This window comes from Saccharospirillum alexandrii (genome assembly GCF_004000275.1).
Classification (GTDB): Bacteria; Pseudomonadota; Gammaproteobacteria; order Pseudomonadales; family Natronospirillaceae; genus Saccharospirillum; species Saccharospirillum alexandrii.
The window spans coordinates 1,068,810-1,088,932 of record NZ_RCIP01000001.1; the positions used below are offsets into that span (position 1 = coordinate 1,068,810).

General features: G+C 56.0%; 17 protein-coding genes. 2 read left to right on the top strand and 15 right to left on the bottom strand.

Annotated elements, in window-relative coordinates; genetic code table 11:
* Nucleotides 1-41: 41 nt before the first annotated feature.
* The 4 genes from EP166_RS04925 to EP166_RS04935 form a co-directional block, all read right to left on the bottom strand.
* Entirely contained in the window at nt 42-674 is a 633-nt protein-coding gene (locus EP166_RS04925; RefSeq protein ID WP_127555666.1) for a class I SAM-dependent methyltransferase, read from the bottom strand.
* Nucleotides 675-735: 61 nt separating this feature from the next.
* Nucleotides 736-1,203, bottom strand: coding sequence for an Mpo1 family 2-hydroxy fatty acid dioxygenase (locus tag EP166_RS04930; protein WP_127555667.1), 468 nt, complete (start codon nt 1,201-1,203; stop codon nt 736-738).
* A gap of 346 nt (nt 1,204-1,549) precedes the next feature.
* Nucleotides 1,550-1,717, bottom strand: a complete 168-nt coding sequence (locus EP166_RS21105) for a hypothetical protein (protein WP_164743820.1) — start codon at nt 1,715-1,717, stop codon at nt 1,550-1,552.
* A gap of 259 nt (nt 1,718-1,976) precedes the next feature.
* Nucleotides 1,977-4,202 carry a DUF1631 family protein gene (locus EP166_RS04935; protein ID WP_164743821.1) on the bottom strand — a complete coding sequence of 742 codons (2,226 nt, stop codon included), beginning with the start codon at nt 4,200-4,202 and terminating at the stop codon, nt 1,977-1,979.
* 330 nt (nt 4,203-4,532) lie between these two features.
* Here EP166_RS04935 and EP166_RS04940 point away from each other — a divergent pair, with 330 nt between their 5' ends.
* Nucleotides 4,533-5,597 carry a Gfo/Idh/MocA family protein gene (locus tag EP166_RS04940; RefSeq protein ID WP_127555669.1) on the top strand — a complete coding sequence of 355 codons (1,065 nt, stop codon included), beginning with the start codon at nt 4,533-4,535 and terminating at the stop codon, nt 5,595-5,597.
* 6 nt (nt 5,598-5,603) lie between these two features.
* Here EP166_RS04940 and EP166_RS04945 read toward each other — a convergent pair whose 3' ends face one another.
* The 9 genes from EP166_RS04945 to EP166_RS04985 all read right to left on the bottom strand — a co-directional run bounded on the left by EP166_RS04945 (nt 5,604) and on the right by EP166_RS04985 (nt 13,977).
* Nucleotides 5,604-6,449 (bottom strand): substrate-binding periplasmic protein, encoded by an 846-nt coding sequence (locus EP166_RS04945; RefSeq protein ID WP_127555670.1) that lies wholly within the window; start codon nt 6,447-6,449, stop codon nt 5,604-5,606.
* Between the two features lie 177 nt (nt 6,450-6,626).
* Nucleotides 6,627-7,961, bottom strand: a complete 1,335-nt coding sequence (locus tag EP166_RS04950; RefSeq protein ID WP_127555671.1) for a GH1 family beta-glucosidase — start codon at nt 7,959-7,961, stop codon at nt 6,627-6,629.
* Between the two features lie 47 nt (nt 7,962-8,008).
* Complete coding sequence (locus EP166_RS04955; protein ID WP_127555672.1) at nt 8,009-8,875, bottom strand: carbohydrate ABC transporter permease; 867 nt, start codon at nt 8,873-8,875, stop codon at nt 8,009-8,011.
* The gene (locus EP166_RS04960) at nt 8,875-9,879 is read right to left on the bottom strand and encodes a carbohydrate ABC transporter permease (protein ID WP_164743822.1); all 1,005 of its coding nucleotides are present in this window, start codon (nt 9,877-9,879) and stop codon (nt 8,875-8,877) included. The genes EP166_RS04955 and EP166_RS04960 overlap by 1 nt, the downstream gene beginning before the upstream one ends.
* Before the next feature lie 82 nt (nt 9,880-9,961).
* Nucleotides 9,962-11,173 (bottom strand): extracellular solute-binding protein, encoded by a 1,212-nt coding sequence (locus EP166_RS04965; protein ID WP_127555673.1) that lies wholly within the window; start codon nt 11,171-11,173, stop codon nt 9,962-9,964.
* A gap of 267 nt (nt 11,174-11,440) precedes the next feature.
* Complete coding sequence (locus EP166_RS04970; protein ID WP_127555674.1) at nt 11,441-12,463, bottom strand: LacI family DNA-binding transcriptional regulator; 1,023 nt, start codon at nt 12,461-12,463, stop codon at nt 11,441-11,443.
* A gap of 65 nt (nt 12,464-12,528) precedes the next feature.
* Complete coding sequence (locus EP166_RS04975) at nt 12,529-13,131, bottom strand: YitT family protein (RefSeq protein WP_127555675.1); 603 nt, start codon at nt 13,129-13,131, stop codon at nt 12,529-12,531.
* A gap of 39 nt (nt 13,132-13,170) precedes the next feature.
* Nucleotides 13,171-13,620, bottom strand: a complete 450-nt coding sequence (locus tag EP166_RS04980) for a methylglyoxal synthase (RefSeq protein ID WP_127555676.1) — start codon at nt 13,618-13,620, stop codon at nt 13,171-13,173.
* Between the two features lie 9 nt (nt 13,621-13,629).
* A complete protein-coding gene (locus tag EP166_RS04985) occupies nt 13,630-13,977 on the bottom strand; it encodes a VanZ family protein (protein ID WP_127555677.1) in 348 nt (115 codons plus the stop codon).
* Between the two features lie 159 nt (nt 13,978-14,136).
* On the opposite strand from EP166_RS04985, the gene EP166_RS04990 reads away from it, so the two are divergent.
* Nucleotides 14,137-16,383 carry a CHASE2 domain-containing protein gene (locus EP166_RS04990; protein WP_127555678.1) on the top strand — a complete coding sequence of 749 codons (2,247 nt, stop codon included), beginning with the start codon at nt 14,137-14,139 and terminating at the stop codon, nt 16,381-16,383.
* 474 nt (nt 16,384-16,857) lie between these two features.
* On the opposite strand, the gene EP166_RS04995 is transcribed toward EP166_RS04990, so the two are convergent.
* The gene (locus tag EP166_RS04995) at nt 16,858-18,228 is read right to left on the bottom strand and encodes a sigma-54-dependent transcriptional regulator (RefSeq protein WP_127555679.1); all 1,371 of its coding nucleotides are present in this window, start codon (nt 18,226-18,228) and stop codon (nt 16,858-16,860) included.
* Nucleotides 18,225-20,048 (bottom strand): sensor histidine kinase, encoded by a 1,824-nt coding sequence (locus EP166_RS05000; protein ID WP_127555680.1) that lies wholly within the window; start codon nt 20,046-20,048, stop codon nt 18,225-18,227. Before EP166_RS05000 ends, EP166_RS04995 begins: the two co-directional genes overlap by 4 nt.
* Between the last annotated feature and the right edge of the window lie 75 nt (nt 20,049-20,123).

A 20,123-nucleotide genomic window follows, 5' to 3' on the forward strand; every position in this document is an offset into this window, starting at 1 on the left:
GTTGAGCCAGGATTACCATTTGCACGACACAGCAGGGTGTGTCATTCCGCGTTCAATGGAATATCCAGCACATAGCTGGTGGCTTTCACCGGCTTGGTGATGTCGTGTTCCCAAAGCTCAGCGTTGTGCTTCTTCACCGCCCAGTCAGCCAGGTCGTAAAAGGGCTGGCGCCCGGGGTCTGCGATCAGAATCTGGCGCACACCGGCTTTTTTGGCCCGTTTAATCAGCGTTTTCCATTCGTCACCCAGGCTATCCCAGAAGCAGATATCGCCCCCGACCACCGTGTCTGCCATCGACAGATCAGCCGTTTTCAACTGCTTGATTTTACGCTGCCAGAAGACGGGTTTTAACTCATTCAGTTCTCCATGCAGCTGCAAGTAGGGCTCGACAGAATCGTCCGCGTCAATGGACATGACTCTGGACTTGAACTGGCTCATCAAAAACAAACTGGTTGGTCCCCAGCCACAGCCAATATCAAACACCACCCGCTCTTTGGGAATCGGGTCGATCAACAGGTAATCCATTAATACAAAGCTGGAATCCCAGACTTTATTACCGTGCAGGTTGGCATCGCCAACACTGTATTTCAGGGTTTTGATTACCGGATGACTGGCTTTTAAAAAGGTCAGACCGTGGGCAGACATTTGATGCCTGGACAGGGAATTGTTAGACAAGGAATTTCTCCGGTTACTTAAAACGGGTTAATCGCAAATGGGTCAGGGGGAGCAAACCCTGTTACTTCAATGGAATTCCCAGGCGCTGGTAAACAAAACTGAGCAGCCAAGCCGGGCCAATTAACAGGAATTGGATATCCTTGAAAAAGCTGGGCTTCTTGCCTTCGATACGGTGCCCCCAGAACTGACCTAGCCAGGCCAATACAAACAGAATCAGCGCAAAGATCCACAGTGGCAGGGATAGCCCCAGCGATTCGTAACCGAGAATCAGTGCCACCGACACCGCGACCAGAATGCCCATACCGATGGTCAGAGTCCATGACAAACGCGAATAATACAGTATGCAGACGGCAATCAGCACGACCGCCGCATTCATGACCGGGTTCGGACCAAGCGGAATTTGCCACAACAACGCCAGTACGCACCAGAAGATGAGCGGCACACACACCCAGTGAATCTTTTTGTTGGTTGGGTTTTGATGGCTCTCGCCGTATTCGCTTAACCAGGTCTCGAGAGAGTTGTTGGCCATGATCGCCTCCCGCTGGGTACCAGTCCCGTCTGTGAATCAGACACAACAGCATAGCGGGTCAGCGGCCGGTAGAACAGCAGGGGCGATTTACAGCAGGTTGTTGGCATTCGCTGGATGTCGGCGGGCTGCTATCGGAACACGGCTGTTCAGGCAAATCGATGACCGTTAAGTCATTGATTTTGGGAGAGAAGTAAAATCGTGATTCTTGATTCTCGTGTGCTGAAAAAACAGGAGGCCTATTTCAACAACCGAGTAAAGACAAAAGCACCCTGACGATACCCTTTCGGGTATCGCTGTGGTTGGCATCCTGCCATTGCCCGGCCTTTCATTCACCGGGCGGCGACGATCAGTTGTCGCTAAGAACCGCTACACCCTTTAGGGACAGCTCGTCGCGCACTTCAGGACGTGATAGCCGGTCCAGCGTTGTGTGGTTACCACGACGACGCGACTTGGACTTGCTGACCACACCCAAAAAGGCGAGGAACGACTGCTTGGCGGTTGCTTTCTTCTCCATTGTGTTCACCTTGAACTCAGAATTCTGAGGTTTAGTACCCCGTTTTACCGTCAGATTGTGCGTGTCAGATTGAGATTGGGTACAGGAATACTCTACTCTGACTACTGGTTAATTTCTGCACATGAAATAGACAAACATTTATAACTTAGCGTCGTCAATGGTCCTTTGCCTACCGTCTTCGCGGCATAACCAACGGCTTCCGGGCCCATAAAAAAACCCGCCTAACGAAGCGGGTTCTGCAGCAACCATCGTGGACAGATCAATGCCGGGTTTTACCCGACTCGCCAAGCTCTGATACCAGGGTGTCGATAACGCGATCAAACAGCGGGGCGTCGTCCACCACCTTGAAGGCGTCGTTGCGCAACGCCATGGCCAAACCAATCGCTGAGCGCTCTGCCACCTTGTTGCCCTGATGGTCGGTAAAAATATACTTGCTGCCCAGGCCCACGATAGCTGTCAGGCACCCCCGTTCGATCTTGCCCGACTGGTTCTCAATCTCGAACCAGCTTCCGGTTTCAAAGGTTGCCACCATATCCATGTAATAGGTCAGGTCGGCTGGCTTGTGCTGAACAACGGGTTCATCGACCGGCAGCGGTTGCGGCCGTTCGACCAGTTCATCGGCACGGGCTGACCGCTCGGCAAAGGCGTCCAGTCGTTCCTGATCGGCCCAAACACTCTCCGTCAGCGGCTGATGGCGCGGCTGGTGCCATTCATCGATGGCAGACACCAGGCGGTCGCGCTCGCCTTCGTTCAGACCCAGGGCTTTCAGGCCATCCAGCAAACCAGACCTCAAATTGGGCAACAATTTGCTGAACCGCACCGACTCGGTCACCTGAATGTTTGGTTGTAGACTCCAGACCAGTTCGCGGGCAATACGGGCACTGGTTTTCCAGGCCTTGCCTTCACCGTGTGCGTTGTAAATACCCCGCATCAGCCGGTACCAGTGACGCTTGAGCAAATGCTCGGCATCTTCTGGCAGCGTCTCACCTTCGAGTAAGGTATCCATAAACAGCCGGGCCCGGTCCTGATTCTGATGCGCCTCAAACTGAGTTTCCTCAGCTTCGACCATGGGCGTCAGGCGAGCTTCCTGAAGCGCATCGTACTCGGCTTTGAGATCATCAAACTCACTCAGGGCTGCGTCGAACATGGCCAGGTCGGTTTCGAACTCGTGATTGAGTCGGGTAACGATGCGCTCCATGCCATCGAGCAGGACATCGTCTTCAAGTTGCTCGTCTGGCTGCCAGCCTGTCGCCGCACGCGCCATCCGGTTTAACAACAGCCGGGCCGGATGTTCCGACTCGGTAAAAAACTCCTTATCGAGCAAGGCCACCTTAATGATTGGAATCTGCATGCGCGCCATCAGTTGCTTCATGTGCGCCGACAATTTCTGGTCATCAAGAATGTATTCAAACAGCATGGCCACCAATGAAACCGTACCGGCTTCCTGGGTTCCCTGAACCTGGGCGGTGACTTGCTGTGCCTGAGCCTGGGCCCAGAGTTTCATTTCACCGAGATCCAACGATACCGGTGCGGCACTGGCCTGAGCCTGCACCCGGGTCAGATTGGCCATCAGCGCCTGCAATGCATCGGCACCGACCATAACACCCGGCCCGCCCTGCCCGGCCATACCAGCGCCCAAGCTACCCGGGCCCGATCCTGCATAGCCACCCCCGCCGGCATAGCCGCCTGGCACGGCCTGCCCGCCCGGATTGTCGCCATACAAGCGCTGATTCAGCATTTGGCCCAGTTGCTCGAAGGTATCGGCACTGGTGACATCCGGACGGCTTGGTGCTGACGCATTCAACAGCTTGAGATTGGGCAGAATGCCTTCCTCGATTAACCAGCTGTTATTCGACTGGTAAAAGACCAGCAGCTTGGATACGGCCTTCTGATCAAACAACCGGAACAGCATGAGGGTTGTTTTCAGCGACCAGTTACCCCCCTCCAGCGCACCCATGGCAATGCGCCCAAGCACTTCAGGGTTGTAAGGGGTTTGTTCATTGTTAAGGTCTTTGCGGCCGGTCAGCACACCCAGGCGCTCCCGGAACGCCAGCCACTGGTCACCGGATCGCTCAAGAATCCGGTTGGTAAAGCTGTCGATGGCCAGGCCACGCTCCAGCGTGTCATCTTCCATCAGCGACAATTCTGTCGCCTTGGGGGCTGCATCGGTCGACTCAGCGTCCAATTGACCTTCTGCCACTTCATCGGTGTATTTTTTTACCCCTTTGATAATAGCTTCACGGATACTGTTTTTTTCGAGCCGAAGGGCTCGCAAGCTGTCGAAGTAGGCGCCGGATTCGAAACCATCGGTGGTTTTTTCGGCGAGTCGAAACAGGAAATCATCGGACGCAACAAAGAACTCATCCAGCAAGGCCGGCAGCAGCGCGACAAAGCGTCGCGATAGCGCGTCCAGCCTGGCTGTATCGGCTTTGTGCGGTACCTTGCTGAGGTGTTGGCGCAGGTCTGTAACCTTGGCTGTGTTCATGGTCGATCCACTTGGAGTAACGTTAGGCTGCCTAATGTACGGTTTCATTCGTCAAATTCTGGGACCCAGTTCACTCTGTTCCGGAACCGAACCGGGCAAAGCCCTGAAGTGTCGACTGTGTCACTCTTTCGACTCTTTTCACCCGGCTCAATCAGTCAATCTATTGGCTATTGCCATCGCACCTTTTCAGCCACTCCGTAAGCGACACTTTTTTGGCGCACTATTTTATGACATCTTTCACCCGCCTCAGCCTGTTACAGTTTGATACTTGTGACGGACCAGACCGACTGGGTTAAATGCGGGTCAAACGATAAAAAAGGCACTTCACCCATGGCACACCCTGCTATTAAAACCGGCATTATTGGCTATGGCCTCTCGGGTCGGGTTTTTCATGCGCCTTTTATTCAGGGCCTGCCCGAATTTGAATTGAGCGCCGTATGCAGCCGGCAACCGGATGCCGTGCTGGAACGCTACCCGGAGACTCACGTCGTGGCGGATGCCGGGCAACTGATCGCGTCGCCAGAGCTCGACCTAATCATCATCACCGCGCCCAACGCCCTGCATTTCCCACTGGCCAAAGCCGCACTTGAGGCTGGCAAAAATGTGCTGCTGGAGAAACCTTCGGTCACCTCTCTGCAGGAGATTGAATCGCTGACGCGGCTGGCAGACCAGCGCGGACGTCTACTGACGGTCTATCAAAACCGGCGATTCGATGGCGACTTTCTGCATTTGAAGGCGATGATGGTATCCGGAGAGCTGGGTAAGCTCAGGCATCTGACCAGCCGGTTCGACCGGTTCAGACCCACGCCTCAGAATCGCTGGCGCGAGCAACCCGGCCCGGCGAGTGGCATTTTCTGGGACCTGGGGCCGCATTTGCTGGATCAGGCACTGCACTTGTTGGGCTCGCCAGAATCCCTGCAAGCTACGTTAAAGACGCTGCGATCGGGAGGCACGACTCACGACTGGTTTGAAGTCATGCTCTATTATCCCGGCCTGCTGGTAACCCTGGGCTCAACCCCGTTTGAGGCTGGCCCCATGCAGCGCTTTAATGCCCGGTTTGAACGGGGCAGCTGGCAATGCTGGGGGCTCGACCCGCAGGAGGAAGCCTTGCGCGCGGGTCAGATGCCCTGGCTCCCGGAGTACCCCGGTGCCGGACAGCCACAATCAGCGCACCGGTATTGCGCCACTGAAGACGGGGCCCAGACCGGACAGCCCGATGACTGTTCAGCAGGGCACTACCAAGCCTATTTCAGCACTCTGGCCAATGCCATTCAAAACGGTACGGCACCGCCAGTGAGCCCTGAAGATGCCTGCGCGCTGATCTATACCCTGGAACTGGCAGAACAGTCCTCTGCCCTGGGGAAACGCCTCGACTGGCACTACCCCGGCGCCTGACCCGCTTTACTGGCTGTTCAGAGACCAGGTTTCCAAGCCTTCGTTCAGAGCGCGCTGTGCGGTGCCGTCTTCAACCAGCTCCGTCATGATGCGCGTCAGTTCGGCCCGAAAAGCTTCGGTGTTGCAGGGTGAACGTCGGGAGATTGTCAGGAACAATCCTTCCGAGCTGACCGGTGGTTCTATTTGCTCGATGACAAAGTCGAGATCCAATTCCGCCGCATAGGCCAGACCGGGGTATTCCTCATACAGTACGTAATCGACCCGCCCCTGTGCCAGCATGCGAAACGCCTGGGGCAGGCTAGTGACGTTATCAATGCTGAGATTGACGCTGGCAAGTTCATCGAAACTCTGTCCGAAACTGTTGTTGATGACCGTGGCGCCTTCATAAGGCTTAAGATCCGCCCATTCTGTGTACTCGAAGGCGACCAGAGACCGCTTCCAGACGACCGAGCGAGTGGTCAGAAACGCCGGTTCAATGTAATCCATGTAGGCCAGTCGCGGCAGGGTAAAAAAAGCACCGGCAATCAGGTCAATACGGCCTACCCGAACTTCTTCCTGAGCCCGGGACCATGGGCCCGTGTAGATCACTTCAATCGGAATACCCAATCGCTCACTCAACGCTTCCATGATGGCTTTGTTGGCGCCAATCAGACCGCGTCGGGAGCCGGGTTCCTGCCACAGATAAGGAGGGTATTCGGGGTTGCCTGTCGCGGTCAGCCGCGTGCAGCTTTGCTCTGATGCTACCGCCGCTGATGCGTCTGACCGGGCTTGCTCGGCCTGAACCGAGGCCAGGGTGCCGAGCAAACACACCATCACCAGACGTTGAAACCTACCGGTTACTCTATTGATCATTATGTATGCGTGCCCCGATTCGGACAAAAGAGCCGTCAAGATCATGTACTCACTCAGAAGGTGCGGATTGAACGCCTGTGCCCCTGCTCCTCCCTGATCCGGAACCTCAGCGTCAATAATAGATGGGCAAATGAAAAATCACAAAAACCCGGACAGCTGTCCGGGCGAGCATCGTCATCAGCGAGCGGCAAGAAACGCTTTGAACGCCAGCGCACTGGCCTTGGGCGTTCTCACCTGAGTGTCATAATTTACATGCACAATACCAAAGCGCTGGCTGTAGCCTTCGGCCCATTCGAAGTTGTCCATCAGGCTCCAGGCAAAATAGCCCTGTACATCAACGCCAGCCTGAATAGCGCGGTCAACCGCATTCAAATGCGCATCGTAGTAACCGACGCGCAACTGGTCGTTCACTTCGCCGTTGGTGACCGGGGTATTGTCGGCCGCCCCGTTCTCGGTGATGTAGACCGGCGGCAAGTTGTCATAACGCGCCTTGAACCCGGTTAACAGGTCAGTCAGGGCTTGTGGATAGATTTCCCAGCCAATGTCTGTTTTTGCGGCTTGCTGCGGCACCCCATCGTAATCGTTTTCCCCACTGGCGGTAATCACGGCACGAGTGTAGAAATTGATGCCCAGAAAATCGAGGTCCGCGGCAATGGTGTCCATATCCCCCGGGTATACCGTAGGCATCCACTCGGGGTGGCGTTCGGCAACCGCAACCGGGTAGTGACCGGTCAGCAACGGCTCAAGGTAGAAGTGACTGTTTTCTTCATCACTGTAAGCGGCTGCGGCCCGATCGGCTTGCGAATCGGTTACCGGGTAGGCCGGGGTGAAGTTCAATACAATGCCATGCTCCGAGGTCGGCGCATTCTCTCTCATGCGCGGTAGCGCCAGGCCGTGCGCCAGTAGCAGGTGGTGAGCCGCCTGGAACCCCATCCGATCATCTTTCAGACCCGGGGCATGAATGCCCAGGCGATAGCTCAAAAAAGCCGAACACCAGGGTTCGTTTAGAGTGGCGTAGCTGCTCACACGGTTGCCCAGCACCCGGGTAACCCGATCGGCGTAATCGGCAAAGCGGTAGGCGGTATCGCGATTGACCCACCCGCCGCGTTCGCCCAAATACTGGGGCAAATCCCAGTGATAAAGCGTTGCATAGGGCTTGATGCCGCGCTCAAGCATGCCATCAACCAATCGGTCGTAGAAATCAAACCCTTTGTCGTTCCAGACGCCGGATTCCGGTTCGATGCGTGGCCAGGCAATCGAGAAGCGGTAAGCATCAAACCCCAGTGATTGGATCATGTCCAGGTCGTCAGCCCAGCGGTGGTAGTGATCGCAGGCGGGCATACCGTTGTCGCCACCCAACACACGCCCTGGTGTATCACAAAACCGGTCCCAGATGCTCTCGCCCCGGCCATCTTCAGTCGTCGCCCCTTCCACCTGAAAGGACGCGGTAGCAACACCAAACAGGAAGTCGGAACGCTGCAAAGGTGACGCTTCGGGTAATTTAAAACTCATACCATTCTCCTAAATACCGGGGGCAGACTCCACCCCCGCATTCTTCATCAATTTTTTACGGCACCGCTGGTGAGGCCGCTGATCATTTGCTTGCTGGCCGCCATGTAAATCAACACGAGGGGCAGAATCGAAATAAAGGTGCCCAGCATCAGCGCACCCCAGGGCGTATTCGGAACCCCCTGGACGCTACGCAGCATCTGAGTGATCACCATCTTGTCGCTGCTGGTCAGCACCACCAGCGGTTGCAGGAAGTTGTTCCACAGAAACACGAATTGCACGATCGCCAGTGTTGCCAGGCCAGGCCGCAACAGGGGCAAAACCACACTCCAGTAGGTGCGAAAGGCGCTGGCACCGTCGAGCTTGGCGGCTTCAAGCAGATCTTTGGGAACCGAGGCAACCACGTACTGGCGAATCAGAAAGATACCGAAAGGATTAATACTGAACGGCAACCAGACAGCCAGATGGGTGTTGCTCAGACCGATGGCGTTGATCACCATGTAGTAAGGAATCAGCGTCAGAATGGGCGGCAGCATCATAGAGCAAATCATCATGCCGAACAGTACTTTACGACCTCGGAATTCGAATACGGCCAGTGCGTAGCCACACATGCTGCAGAACAGCAATGAGGTTAGGGTACCCAGCAGCGCCACGGAAAAACTGTTAAACATCCCCACCCAGAAATCCATGATATCCAGCAGGCGGTGATAGTTGGCAACCAGCTGATCCCCCAGTGTCAGGTTTAAACCTGAACTGAACATGGTAGTACGGTCGTGCGTGGCCATCAGCAATGACCAGAGGAAGGGGAAAACCGTGAAGACCACCGCGGTTAGCAGGGCCGTCCACAACAATGCCTTTCCCAGCATGCGAAACATTCCGTCCAGGTTTTCTTTTTGTACTGGCGTCAGTGCTTTCATTATTCGCCCCCCAGACCACGACGGCCAAAGAACCAGAAATACAGCCCGGTAAACAGGCCAATGACCATAAACAGAATCCAGGAGATGGCAGCGGCACTGCCCATATCGAGCCATTCCCAGGCAACTCGATAGAGATAGTTGGAAATGGTCATGCCGTTGGTGGACGCCTGTTGCAAGCCACGCGTCAGTACATAGGGTTCGTCGAACAGATTCATATTGCCAATGATGGTAAGTGTCACCGCAAAAAAGATGAACGGACGCAGTAAGGGCAGCGCAATGCGGGTAAAGCGTTGCCAGCTGTTGGCACCGTCGATGATGGCGGCTTCGTAGAGCTCATCGGAGATGGTGGCCAGGCCGGCGGTATAAATAACGATGTTGAATCCCACGTATTTCCAGAACACCACAAAAGAGACGGAGTAACGGATCAGGCTGTTTTCCTGTACCCAGCCCAGAGGCATCACATCGTGCAGCCAGCCAAAGGCCCAGCCCGTCAGGCTACCATTGGCCAGACCGGTCAACGCCTGGTTAATAATGCCGCTCTCTTTGGAAAACATGACGAAGAAAATCATCGAAATGGCGATGGTCGAGGTCACGTAGGGTAAGAAATAGGCCGTGGTCAGCCAGTGACGCGCGCGTTTGCCCAGTTGCACCAGCAAGTAAGCCAACGGTAAGGCAACCAGGTGCTGGGGGATGCCGGAATACAGTGCCATCAGGAACGTATTCCACAATGTCTGCCATAGGGTCGGGTCGGTCAGGCTGAGTGCATAGTTTTCCAGGCCGACGTATTCCATGGTGCCCAGCCCGGCGACGGGATTCCAGGTGTGAAACGACAGATAGATCATAAACAGCACCGGGAAGATGCCGAAGGTGCCGAAAATAATGATGTAGGGAGACATAAACCAATAAGGGGTGGTTTTATGCCAGAAAGTACGCTGACGGTCCGACTTATCGCGCTGGGCGTTTTCCTGCGCGGTCGTCGGATCAGTCATCTCGGTGGTCGTCATGGCCGCAATCCGGGAAGTTGAATGAATTGGAAATAAAAAGGCGGCATCAGTGGTGATGCCGCCCTGGCGCTAACCCGTCAAATTAGCGTACGCGACGCTTGATCTGACGTTCGGCATTGGCCAGTGCCGTATCGATGTCCATGCCATCGTTCAGCACTTGTTCGAGCGCGGTGCCGATCAGTGACTCGGCGATCTGATCACCCTCATGCGGCTCGACCGGTGTCACATTTTCAGCGATATTGGCAAACAGAACACGTGCTCTCTGGCCGCGCAGGAAGTCGATGGGCTCATTGAACATGGGGTCATCGTAAGTGGCCGTGTGCGCCGGGAAAGCCGCAATGTTTTGGAAACCAGCCAGCTGTATGTCTTCACTGATCATGTATTCGATCAGGTCCCAGGCTGCTTCAGGCTGCTCTGACTGACGCGGAATGGCCAGGAAGGAACCGCCCCAGGTACCGTAGGTGTTGTCCGGCAAATTGCTGACACCCCAGTTGCCCGAGGTTTCCGGTGCCATCCAGTTTTGCAGGTGACCCAGCAACCAGGCACCCGACATTTGAGTCGCAAATCGGCCTTCGCGGAAACCGGCGTACCACTCTTCTGTCCACTCTGAAATGTTGCCATCCATGCCTTCATCGCGCACGGTTTTGGCCAGTTCGAAGGCACGCTTGAAGCGGTCGGAAGTGACCAGAGGCTCGCCCTCTGAATCGAAATAGAGGCCATTGCCGGGTTCAACGTTAAAATTCCAGTAGGCGGTCGCGACGGCATTGGCGTTGCCGATCAGCAGAATGCCATCCTCTTTCAATGAACGACCGTAATCGAGGTAGGAATCCCAGTCGGTCATTACCTCGTCGAGGTCATAGCCCATGTCTTCCATGTAGTCGCGGCGGTAATAGACGACGCCGGGACCCAGGTCGACCGGTACGGCATATTGATTGCCATCATTGCCCTGCCCCTGAGTAACCGCATAGGGGGCAAAGTTGTCTCGGTAAGGGGCGAATTCGTCAGTCAGGTCGACGAAGCCGCCCTGGTTCACGAAGGAACCCACAAAGTTCCGGTCGATCAGTACCACGTCACCCGCGCCGCTACCGGTCGCCAGGTTGGTCTTGAGCTTATCGTGGTGGCCGCCGTGCTCGTTCATCAGCATGTCGACATTGTGCGCCGGGAACCCGCCCAGAATCGCTTCGAGTTGGCTGTCATAGTCGGGGAAACCATCCAATCTCAGATCGGCCGCCATAGCGCCGCCAGCCAGCGTCAGTGAGGCCAGTGCCAGGCCCAGTCCTTGTGTATGCTTCATAATATTCTCTCCAGACAACTTCTTGTTTTTGTGGTTTGGTAGTGCAACTGCGCCCTGTGACAGCACAGCGGCCGATGCGACTGCTTCGGAAAGCAATGTCATGTAACCGGTTACATAACGATAAAGAGAGAAAACTATGGTGTCAACTGCCAACTGCTCTATTGGTGCACTTACAAGGCAGGATGAAGCGCCGTTAGGCCTTTAGACAAGATGGATCAACAGCAAAAAGTGTAACCGGTTACAAGTGGTAACAAAAAAATCAGCCCGTTACCCGGGCTTTTGCTTCACAGGCAGGCAAACCCTTGTCGAAGCTCGCTCAACCAGCGTCGGCTGAAACCGATGCTGTACGGTAAAGTTGTGCCCTTCTCCCAAGTTCAGCGCCAAACGACCCGCCTCCGCGCCAAACTGCTCAATGGGAACGCGAACCGTGGTCAGCCCAGGCTCAATATAGCCCGCCATAACGACATCGTCGTAACCCACGACGCTGCAGTCATCGGGTACGCTGAGGCCGTTACGGCGCAATGCCTTGATCACCCCGATGGCCATCAAATCGTTGCCGGCGACCAGGCCGCTGAATCGGGTATCTCGACGGAACAAGCGCTCCAGAGCAGCCTCCCCGCCCTGCTCCAGGTAATCACCTTCCACCACCAGTTGATCGTCGTAGGGGATGTCGGCCAGTTTAAGGGCGTTACGATAGCCGGCCAGGCGGTCGCGGGCATCGGATTTGTAGAGGGGGCCGGTAATGCAGGCGATACGGCGGTGACCACGCTCGATAAGATGCTGTGTCGCCAGATAACCACCGGCTTCATTATCGAGATAAATGCACTGATCGATCAATTCCGGAACCAGCCGATTCACCAGGATGATGGGCGTTTGTTCAGCGTCAACCCGTTTGAGTATCTCGGCATCCGACATCAGATCGAGGTGAAGAATCAGTGCATCGCAACGGCGTTTAAGCAAAAACTCAATGGCATCCCGCTCTTCAGCCAGAGAGGCATGACCGCTGGTAATGATCAGGTGCTTGCCTTCATCGCGAATGACCCGCTCAGCAAACTGCATCATTTCACCGAAGAACGGGCCAGCCAGCTCACCCACCACCATACCGATGGTTTCCGACTTGTTAGTCGCCAGACTGCGAGCAAAAGAGTTGGGTTCATAACCCAGTTCCGACATGGCTTCGAGGACCTTCTGGCGAGTCGCTTCCACCACCTTCTGATTGCCATTAACAACCCGGCTTACGGTTGCAACGGAAACACCGGCTCGCTTGGAAACCTCACGAATTGTGGCCATAGGTCAGATCCTGTTCATTGTAAGTTACCCGCAAGACAACCCACACGATAAAATGAAAACGGGTGTCAGGTAATCTGGTAACGACCCGGTTTGTGATTCAATGCAATCACCATATTCAACGCCAAAGCCCCAACGACAGACATCGCCAGCATCGGCAACGACACCAGAAAAAACCCGATGCCCACAATGCACACGTCAACGGTCATCTGCACTCTGCCGGCATTGATGCCGAACCGCTGCTGTAAGTAATACGCCAGAATACCCACGCCTCCAAGACTGGCAACATGACGAAACAGAATCAGCATACCGGTACCGATCAGAAAGCCACCCATCAGTGCTGCAAACACCGGGTTCAGGCTTTGCAGACCGATGACATAGGGCAATCCTTCTACCATCACCGAGACGCAGGCCACTGAAATAAACGTATTAACGGCAAATCGCCACCCCAACCCCCGAATGGCCAGCCAGTAGAAGGGCAAGTTGATGGCGAAAAACAACAGGCCGAATTCAACCCCGGTTACTCTGGCAAGCACCAGCGCCAACCCCGCCGTTCCGCCGGTGAGAAGGCCATGATACTGAAACATCAACAAACCAAAAGATACGAAGGCCGCTCCGACGGTCAGCGCAAACAAATCTTCCAACAAAGAGTGAGTGCTTTTTTGTTTCAACAAAGATCTCCGGATCAATTGCCAACGCGAGGCAAGTTGTTACAGGTCGGCCGGTGTAATGCGCTGGGTATAAATGGAAAAATCAGGCTTCGCCGGTGTGTAGTCGCTGTGCAACAGCGGTGACTGAATCATGAAGTCAGCGCTCGCCCGGTTACAGGCAACCGGGATATTATACAGGGCGGCGATGCGCAGCAGCGCTTTGATATCCGGATCATGCGGTTGTGGTTCGAGCGGATCCCAGAAAAAGATCAGCAAATCGATTTCGCCTTCAGCAATTTTGGCGCCAATTTGCTGGTCGCCACCCAGAGGACCACTGAGCAATTTTTGCACTGGCCGGTTCAACCCCTGCTCAATCAGCTTGCCCGTTGTACCCGTGGCAAAAATGCCCAGCGATTCAAACAGCGCCTGGTTCTCCTGCGCCCAGGCAACCAGCTCTTTCTTCTTGTTATCGTGCGCCACCAGGGCGACGTTTCGATTGGGTTTGGCCATTGTGATTCCTCAATGAGTCGGGTTAATACGGAGCTTCAGTCGGTCCCACAGGGAGACAAGCGCCAGGCCTATCAATAGCCCTGCGCCATTGGCGACGGCATCGGCCAGACTGAACACCCGGTAGCTGGTTAGCCCCTGGGCTCCTTCAAGCGCAAAACTGGCGCACCACAGCGACAGTATGAGGCGCCAACGAGCTGACCAGCCAAAGCATGCCAGTATGCCCAGAGCACCCCAGCCGAGCAGGTGATTCACCTTGTCGTTAGGGGAGAACTCAGGGTGCCCCAGCGGCGCGAGCGACAAGACTATGATGGTCAGGAACAGCATCCAGAACAAGATCCGGATCACGGTGGGCGACATTATCCGGCGCCAGTTGATCGTCAAAAAAAGACCCCTCCCGGGCAAGTAGCGTTAACCGGCCTTACTGGCCAGTACGCAGGACACAGGCGATACTTTACCATATCCTGAGGACCAAAGAGCCTCTGAACAACGACAAGCCACTCAAGGTAGTAACGCGTTATGGCATGGCCAACGTCACCGACTATTACGCCCCGGGGGTTGCGCTGGGGCGCCCTGCTGCTGGGCATTCTAATAACGCTGTCACTGGCCGGTTACCATCTGCTGCAAGGTCGGTACGACCAAACCTCTCTGATCAAACGACTCGACTACCTCTTGTACGACTGGCGCTTCAACCTGCTCAACAGCGATGAGCATTTTGCCCGCAGCGACGCCAACATTGTTATCGTCGACATTGATGAGGCCAGCCTCTACGCCGAGGGCCGCTGGCCATGGCCCAGAGACAAACTGGCCACCCTGACCCGCAACCTGACGGACGCTGGCGCCGTCGTCATCGCCTACGACATCCTGATGTCCGAACCTCAGGAAAACCCGACCCGGCGGTTGCAGTTACAAGCCCGACAGGAAGGCGATGAGGCCATGGCAGACGCACTGGCACCCTTTGTCGAACGGACGGAATACGACCAGCAACTGGCAAACACCTTTGCCAGTATCGATGTCGTCATGCCGTTTCTGTTTCATGAACAGGCGACAACCCGCACCGGGCAACTGCCCGCGCCGGTCTACTCGCTCAGCCCGGAACAGGCCGAGCGCCTGCTGGCAGTGCAAGCCCAGGGTTATACGGGCGCACTGCCCGTTTTACAGGATGCTGCGGTTGGTGCTGGTTTTATCGTCCCGGCTATCGACGGCGATGGCGTGCTGCGCAGCGCGCCACTGGTCACGCAGTATGAGGGCGCGCTCTACCCGTCACTCTCGCTGGCTACGGGTCTGGCCTATTACTTCATTGAGGGTATCGACCTGTCGGTCGCCCGATACAACGATCAGCTCGACGTAATCGACTGGCTGCAATTTGCCGACCAGCGCATCCGTACCGACGTGGCCGGGAGGGTGCTGATTCCCTATCTGGGCGAGCAGGGTCAGTTCCCTTACCTGTCGGCAACCGATGTACTCAACCAGCGCATTGAACCGGATGTTCTGGACAATGCCCTGGTTTTGATCGGGACGTCTTCAGTTGGACTTGCCGACTTGCGTACAACACCGGTGGGCACGCAGTTCCCCGGCGTCGAGATTCACGCTACCTTGCTCAACGCCTTGCTCGCCGGAGACTTCCCCTACACGCCGGATATCGCCCATACTCTGACAGCGCTGATCCTGCTGATTCTGGGCGTCATCTATTCGGTCATTTCCAGTCGTATTGGACCACTCGGCCTGGTATCGGCCACACTGATCCTGCTGGCCGTACTGGTCGGGCTGAACTTCTATTTCTGGCAACAGCAAAAAGTGGCGCTGCCACTGGCCAGCAGCCTGCTGCTGACCATCGGCCTCAGCGCCCTGCATTTGCTGCAGGGTTTTCTGGGCGAGCGGCGGACCAAACAGCACATCAGCTCGGTATTTGGCCAGTATGTGCCCCAGGCCCATATCGACCACATGCTCGCCCACCCGAACGAATTCGGCTTTGCCGGTGAGACCCGGGACATGACGGTGCTGTTTTCCGACATTCGGTCTTTCACTACCATCTCGGAATCGCTGGATGCAACCGAACTGAAGGATCTGCTGAACCGGTACTTCACCCCCATTACCGAATCGATCTTCAACCACCAGGGCACCATCGACAAATACGTCGGGGACATGGTGATGGCGTTCTGGGGCGCCCCACTCAAAGACCCGGATCACGCCCGCCATGCACTCGAAGCCGCGGTCGATATGATCAACACTTTGCAAACACTCAACCCCGAACTGAACCGGTTGGGCTACCCTACGATCGACGTCGGCATCGGTCTGAACACCGGCCCGATGAACGTCGGAGACATGGGCTCTCATTTTCGCCGTGCCTATACCGTGCTCGGCGACGCGGTCAACCTCGGTGCGCGACTGGAAGGGCTGACCAAATTCTACGGCGTAAAAATTCTGGTCGGCCCGGATACCTTCGCCGCCATTGACGATTGGGTCTTCCGCCCCATTGACCGTATTCGGGTCAAGGGCAAGCTGGAGCCGGTATCCGTCTACGAGCCAATCGCGCCGCGAGAGGCGCTCTCAGATGCGTGGCACCATGAACTGACCCTCTGGGCAGACACCTACCAAACCTATCTGAACCAGAACTGGGCACACACCCGCGAGAAACTATATGAACTGATCAACCAGAGCCAGAGCCCTGCGTTGTATCAGGTCTACCTGCATCGGCTAACCGACCTGGAAGCTGAAGGCGTGCCACCAGACTGGGACGGAACCTACACACACACCAGCAAGTAGCCACCCAAGTTTCGGAGTTCGGGGCAGCAATGTGGCATTGGTCCGCGCCAGCCACCTGGGTTACCCCTGCGGGGTCGGCGTAGATCCATCCATGGAGCCTAGGCCGCAGCATCCATGCTGCGGACTACCCCACAGGGGTAACCCAGGTCGCCGCCGCTTGCTACCTCAGCGAACTCCAAAATTTGAGTTACTCAGATAGTGAGGCTCCCTATAGGCTAGCGCCGGGTGGCAGGGGTGCTTCTGCGGGGATATCTGAGGCATGGACTAAAACGCCCGGAGCGTTTTAGCATGAGCGAAGCGAGCCCGAAGGGTGAATCCCAGGGATGGGATTCATATCCCGAAGCTAAGCCTACATGGAGGTATTCACGGCGACCCCGCAGAAGCATCCCTGCCTCCCGGTGCAGGTTCATAGTGACGTATTTAGACCTGACTCTGAACGTAACTCGAAGGAAGGACAAAGGCTGGCAATGAAACTTAATCAGTGCCACCGTCATCTTTGAAACGAGCCTTGTCGAGGCCGTGCTTTTTCATCTTGTCGTAGAGCGTTTTGCGCGCCAGCCCCAGGTGGACCATGGTGTCTTTAATACTGCCCTGGCATGCCTGCAACGCATTCTCGAGCACTGAGCGCTCGAAAGCATCGACCAGCTCTGCAAGGGTTTGTCGACCGGCCACCTCGGTTGAATAGGAGCTTTCAGAATCTTCCAGCGCGCTTGGGCCCATCAGCACATAGCGTTCGGCACGGTTGCGCAATTCACGGACATTGCCGGGCCAGCTGTGACGTAACAGCTGGCCAACTTGCTGGGTATTGAGCGGAATGCTTTCCCGGTCATAGCGGGCGGCTGCGATCAGCGCGAAGTGATGGAACAGCATGGGAATGTCTTCCTTGCGTTCGCGCAGCGGGGGAATATCGATTTGTATCACGTTCAGCCGGTAATAGAGATCTTCCCGAAAATCACCCTGTTCGCTCAGTTTTTTCAGATCGGTTTTAGTCGCCGCAATGATGCGCACGTCGACATCGATGCTGGTGTTGCTGCCCAGTCGCTCCACCTTGCGCTCTTCCAGAACCCGCAGAAGTTTTACCTGCAGCGGCAACGGCATGCTTTCCAGCTCATCCAGAAAAATGGTGCCTTTGTGGGCATGTTCGAATTTGCCAATACGCTTTTTATCAGCACCGGTGAAAGCGCCTGCTTCGTGGCCAAAGAGCTCACTTTCAATCAGGTTTTCAGGCACGGCACCGCAATTGATGGCCACAAAGTTGTGCTGGCTGCGTGGGCTGGTCTCATGAATGTAGCGGGCGATCGCATCCTTGCCGGCACCGGTCTCGCCATGCAACAGCATATCGGCCGAGGTTTCGGCCAGACTGTCGAGCATCGACATCACCCGTTTCATACTGGCCGACTCGCCCCCCAACAAACGCGGGCCCGGGCGTACAAATTGCCGCAGCTGCGCCTTCAGCATGCGGTTTTCGAGCGCCAGTTGCCGCTTTTCGATCGCACGCTTGAGCAGTTCAATCAATTCATCGTGATTGAACGGTTTTTCGATGAAATCATAGGCTCCCTGCTGCATCGCCGTGACCGCCGTGCTGATGTCGCCCTGGCCGGTCAGCATGATGACCGGAATGGATTCATCGATGGCCCGCACCCGGTTCAGCACGCCCAGCCCATCGAGTCCGGGCATGTGATAATCGCACAGTACCACGCCCTGAAAATCCGGCTTGAGCTCGGCCAGGGCCGAGGCGCCGTCCGCATAGCCCCGTGCCGTTAAGTCTTCCAGCGCCAGCGTCTGTAACATGACCTGCCGTAGCGCCGATTCATCATCAATAAACAATACATCAATGGCAGTCATTCCGGCGTCTCTCTTCGATTCAGCTCTACAATAAACTCAGCCCCCCGGGCATCGGTCCGGTTGCGTCCGGTCAATTGCCCACCGAGCGCATCAACAATCTGCCGCGATATGGACAACCCCAAACCCAACCCCTGCTTCAGGGATTTGGTGGTAAAAAAAGGCTCGAATAATTGTTCGGTATTGGCTGGCAAACCCGGACCGTTATCCAGCACCCGGCACACCCAGTGCATTGGCTTTGTAACCAGTTGCACCGTTACCGTCGGTGACTCGCTCGACTCGACCGCGTGTAACGCATTGGCCACAAGATTCACCAGCACCTGTTCGATACGAATCAGGTCGCCATGCACAAACGCCGGAAAGTCTGGCCGTTGCCAGTCGATCTGAACACGGTCACTCAGGCCCTGAGCCTGAATGATTTTCAGCGCAGCGTCGATGGGCAAGCGCAAATCGACCGTTGAAGGTGGGCCTTCCGATTTGCGCGCGAAGACCTTGAACTGGCGGGTCAGTTCGGCCATTTTGTCACACAACCCGACAATTTCACCCAGATTGGATTGCACCGTTTCCGAATCCCCCCGCTCCAGAAACCGCTGGCTGTTGCGCGCATAGGCCTGAATAGCGGTTAATGGCTGGTTCATTTCGTGATTAAGCCCCGCAGACATCTGGCCCAGCACCGCCAGCTTGGCGGCCTGAATCAGTTCCTGCTGGGTTTCTTTAAGTTCTTTCTCGGCCCTTTCCCGTTCGTGGATTTCAGCCTTGAGCTGCTGGTTCGAGGCTTCGAGATCCGCGGTGCGCTCGGCCACCCGGTGCTCAAGTTGCACCCCCCGCTCGGCCAGTTCGGCTTCGCGTCGGTACCGCTCACGCAGGTACAGCCAGGTCAGAAAGCAGCCCAGGTAAACCAGGGTACCGGCGATCAAAAACTGCACCTGAGTCCAAAGGACCTGATCGGTACCTATCAGTACCCTGAGCGTCCAGTCCAGTTGCGGCAAGGGCGTATCGACGCTGAGGTATTCCTGCTGATTGTCACCGGTATTGATGGCCACCCGAACTGACTGCTCTCCCACTCCCCAGGGGCGGCCACGCTCTGCCTTGGGAATGGGTGTCAGTGGTTCATCGAAATACCGGCGTTGCGCCCGAATCTCAGCCAGGCGCTGGTCAGAGATGGGTTCGAACGCACGATATAGCCAGTTAGGGCGGCTGGCCAGAAAGCTGACACCGTCCAGATCCAGCACGACCATCTCCGCTACCGAAAAGGATTCTGGCCGGCGCCACTGCGATTCAAGCTCGTTGACCTGAATTTTTACTGCGATCACACCCAGAGGCCGCTTGGGTTCCTGATCCGAGGTTACCGTGTGCGAAAAGTACAGCCCGCGTTCATTGGTGGTAATGCCGAGAGCGTAATACAGCGCATCGCCATTGCGCTCCATGGCTTCAAAAAAGTAGGGGCGAAACGCAAAGTTGCGTCCGATAAAACTGGTCGGCAACTCATAATTATTGGCGGCAATCGTCAGCCCGTCGGTGTTCATCAGATAGACGTCGGAGCTGGCGACAATGGTCGCCATGCGCTTCATTTCTTCATTGGCAGCCAGCACCAGGTCCGGATTGCCCGGATCGCGCAGCACGTCCAGCATCACGGGGTGCTGCGCCATTAGCTCCGGGATGGGCCGGTAACGGTTCAGTTCGTTGGCGACCAGTTGGGAGTACCGGAAAGATTCATCCAGACTTTCCCGCTCCACCTGCCGATACCCCACCCAAGAGCCCAGCACCCAGGACACCAGACAGGTCAGCACAAACAACAACAGACCCCAGGTACGGTATTTCATGCTCGGTTCCCATTACAGTTCTTGAAGGTGTCAGCAAACGCGTTCAACAATCCGCCAATTCTACCCGAATTACTG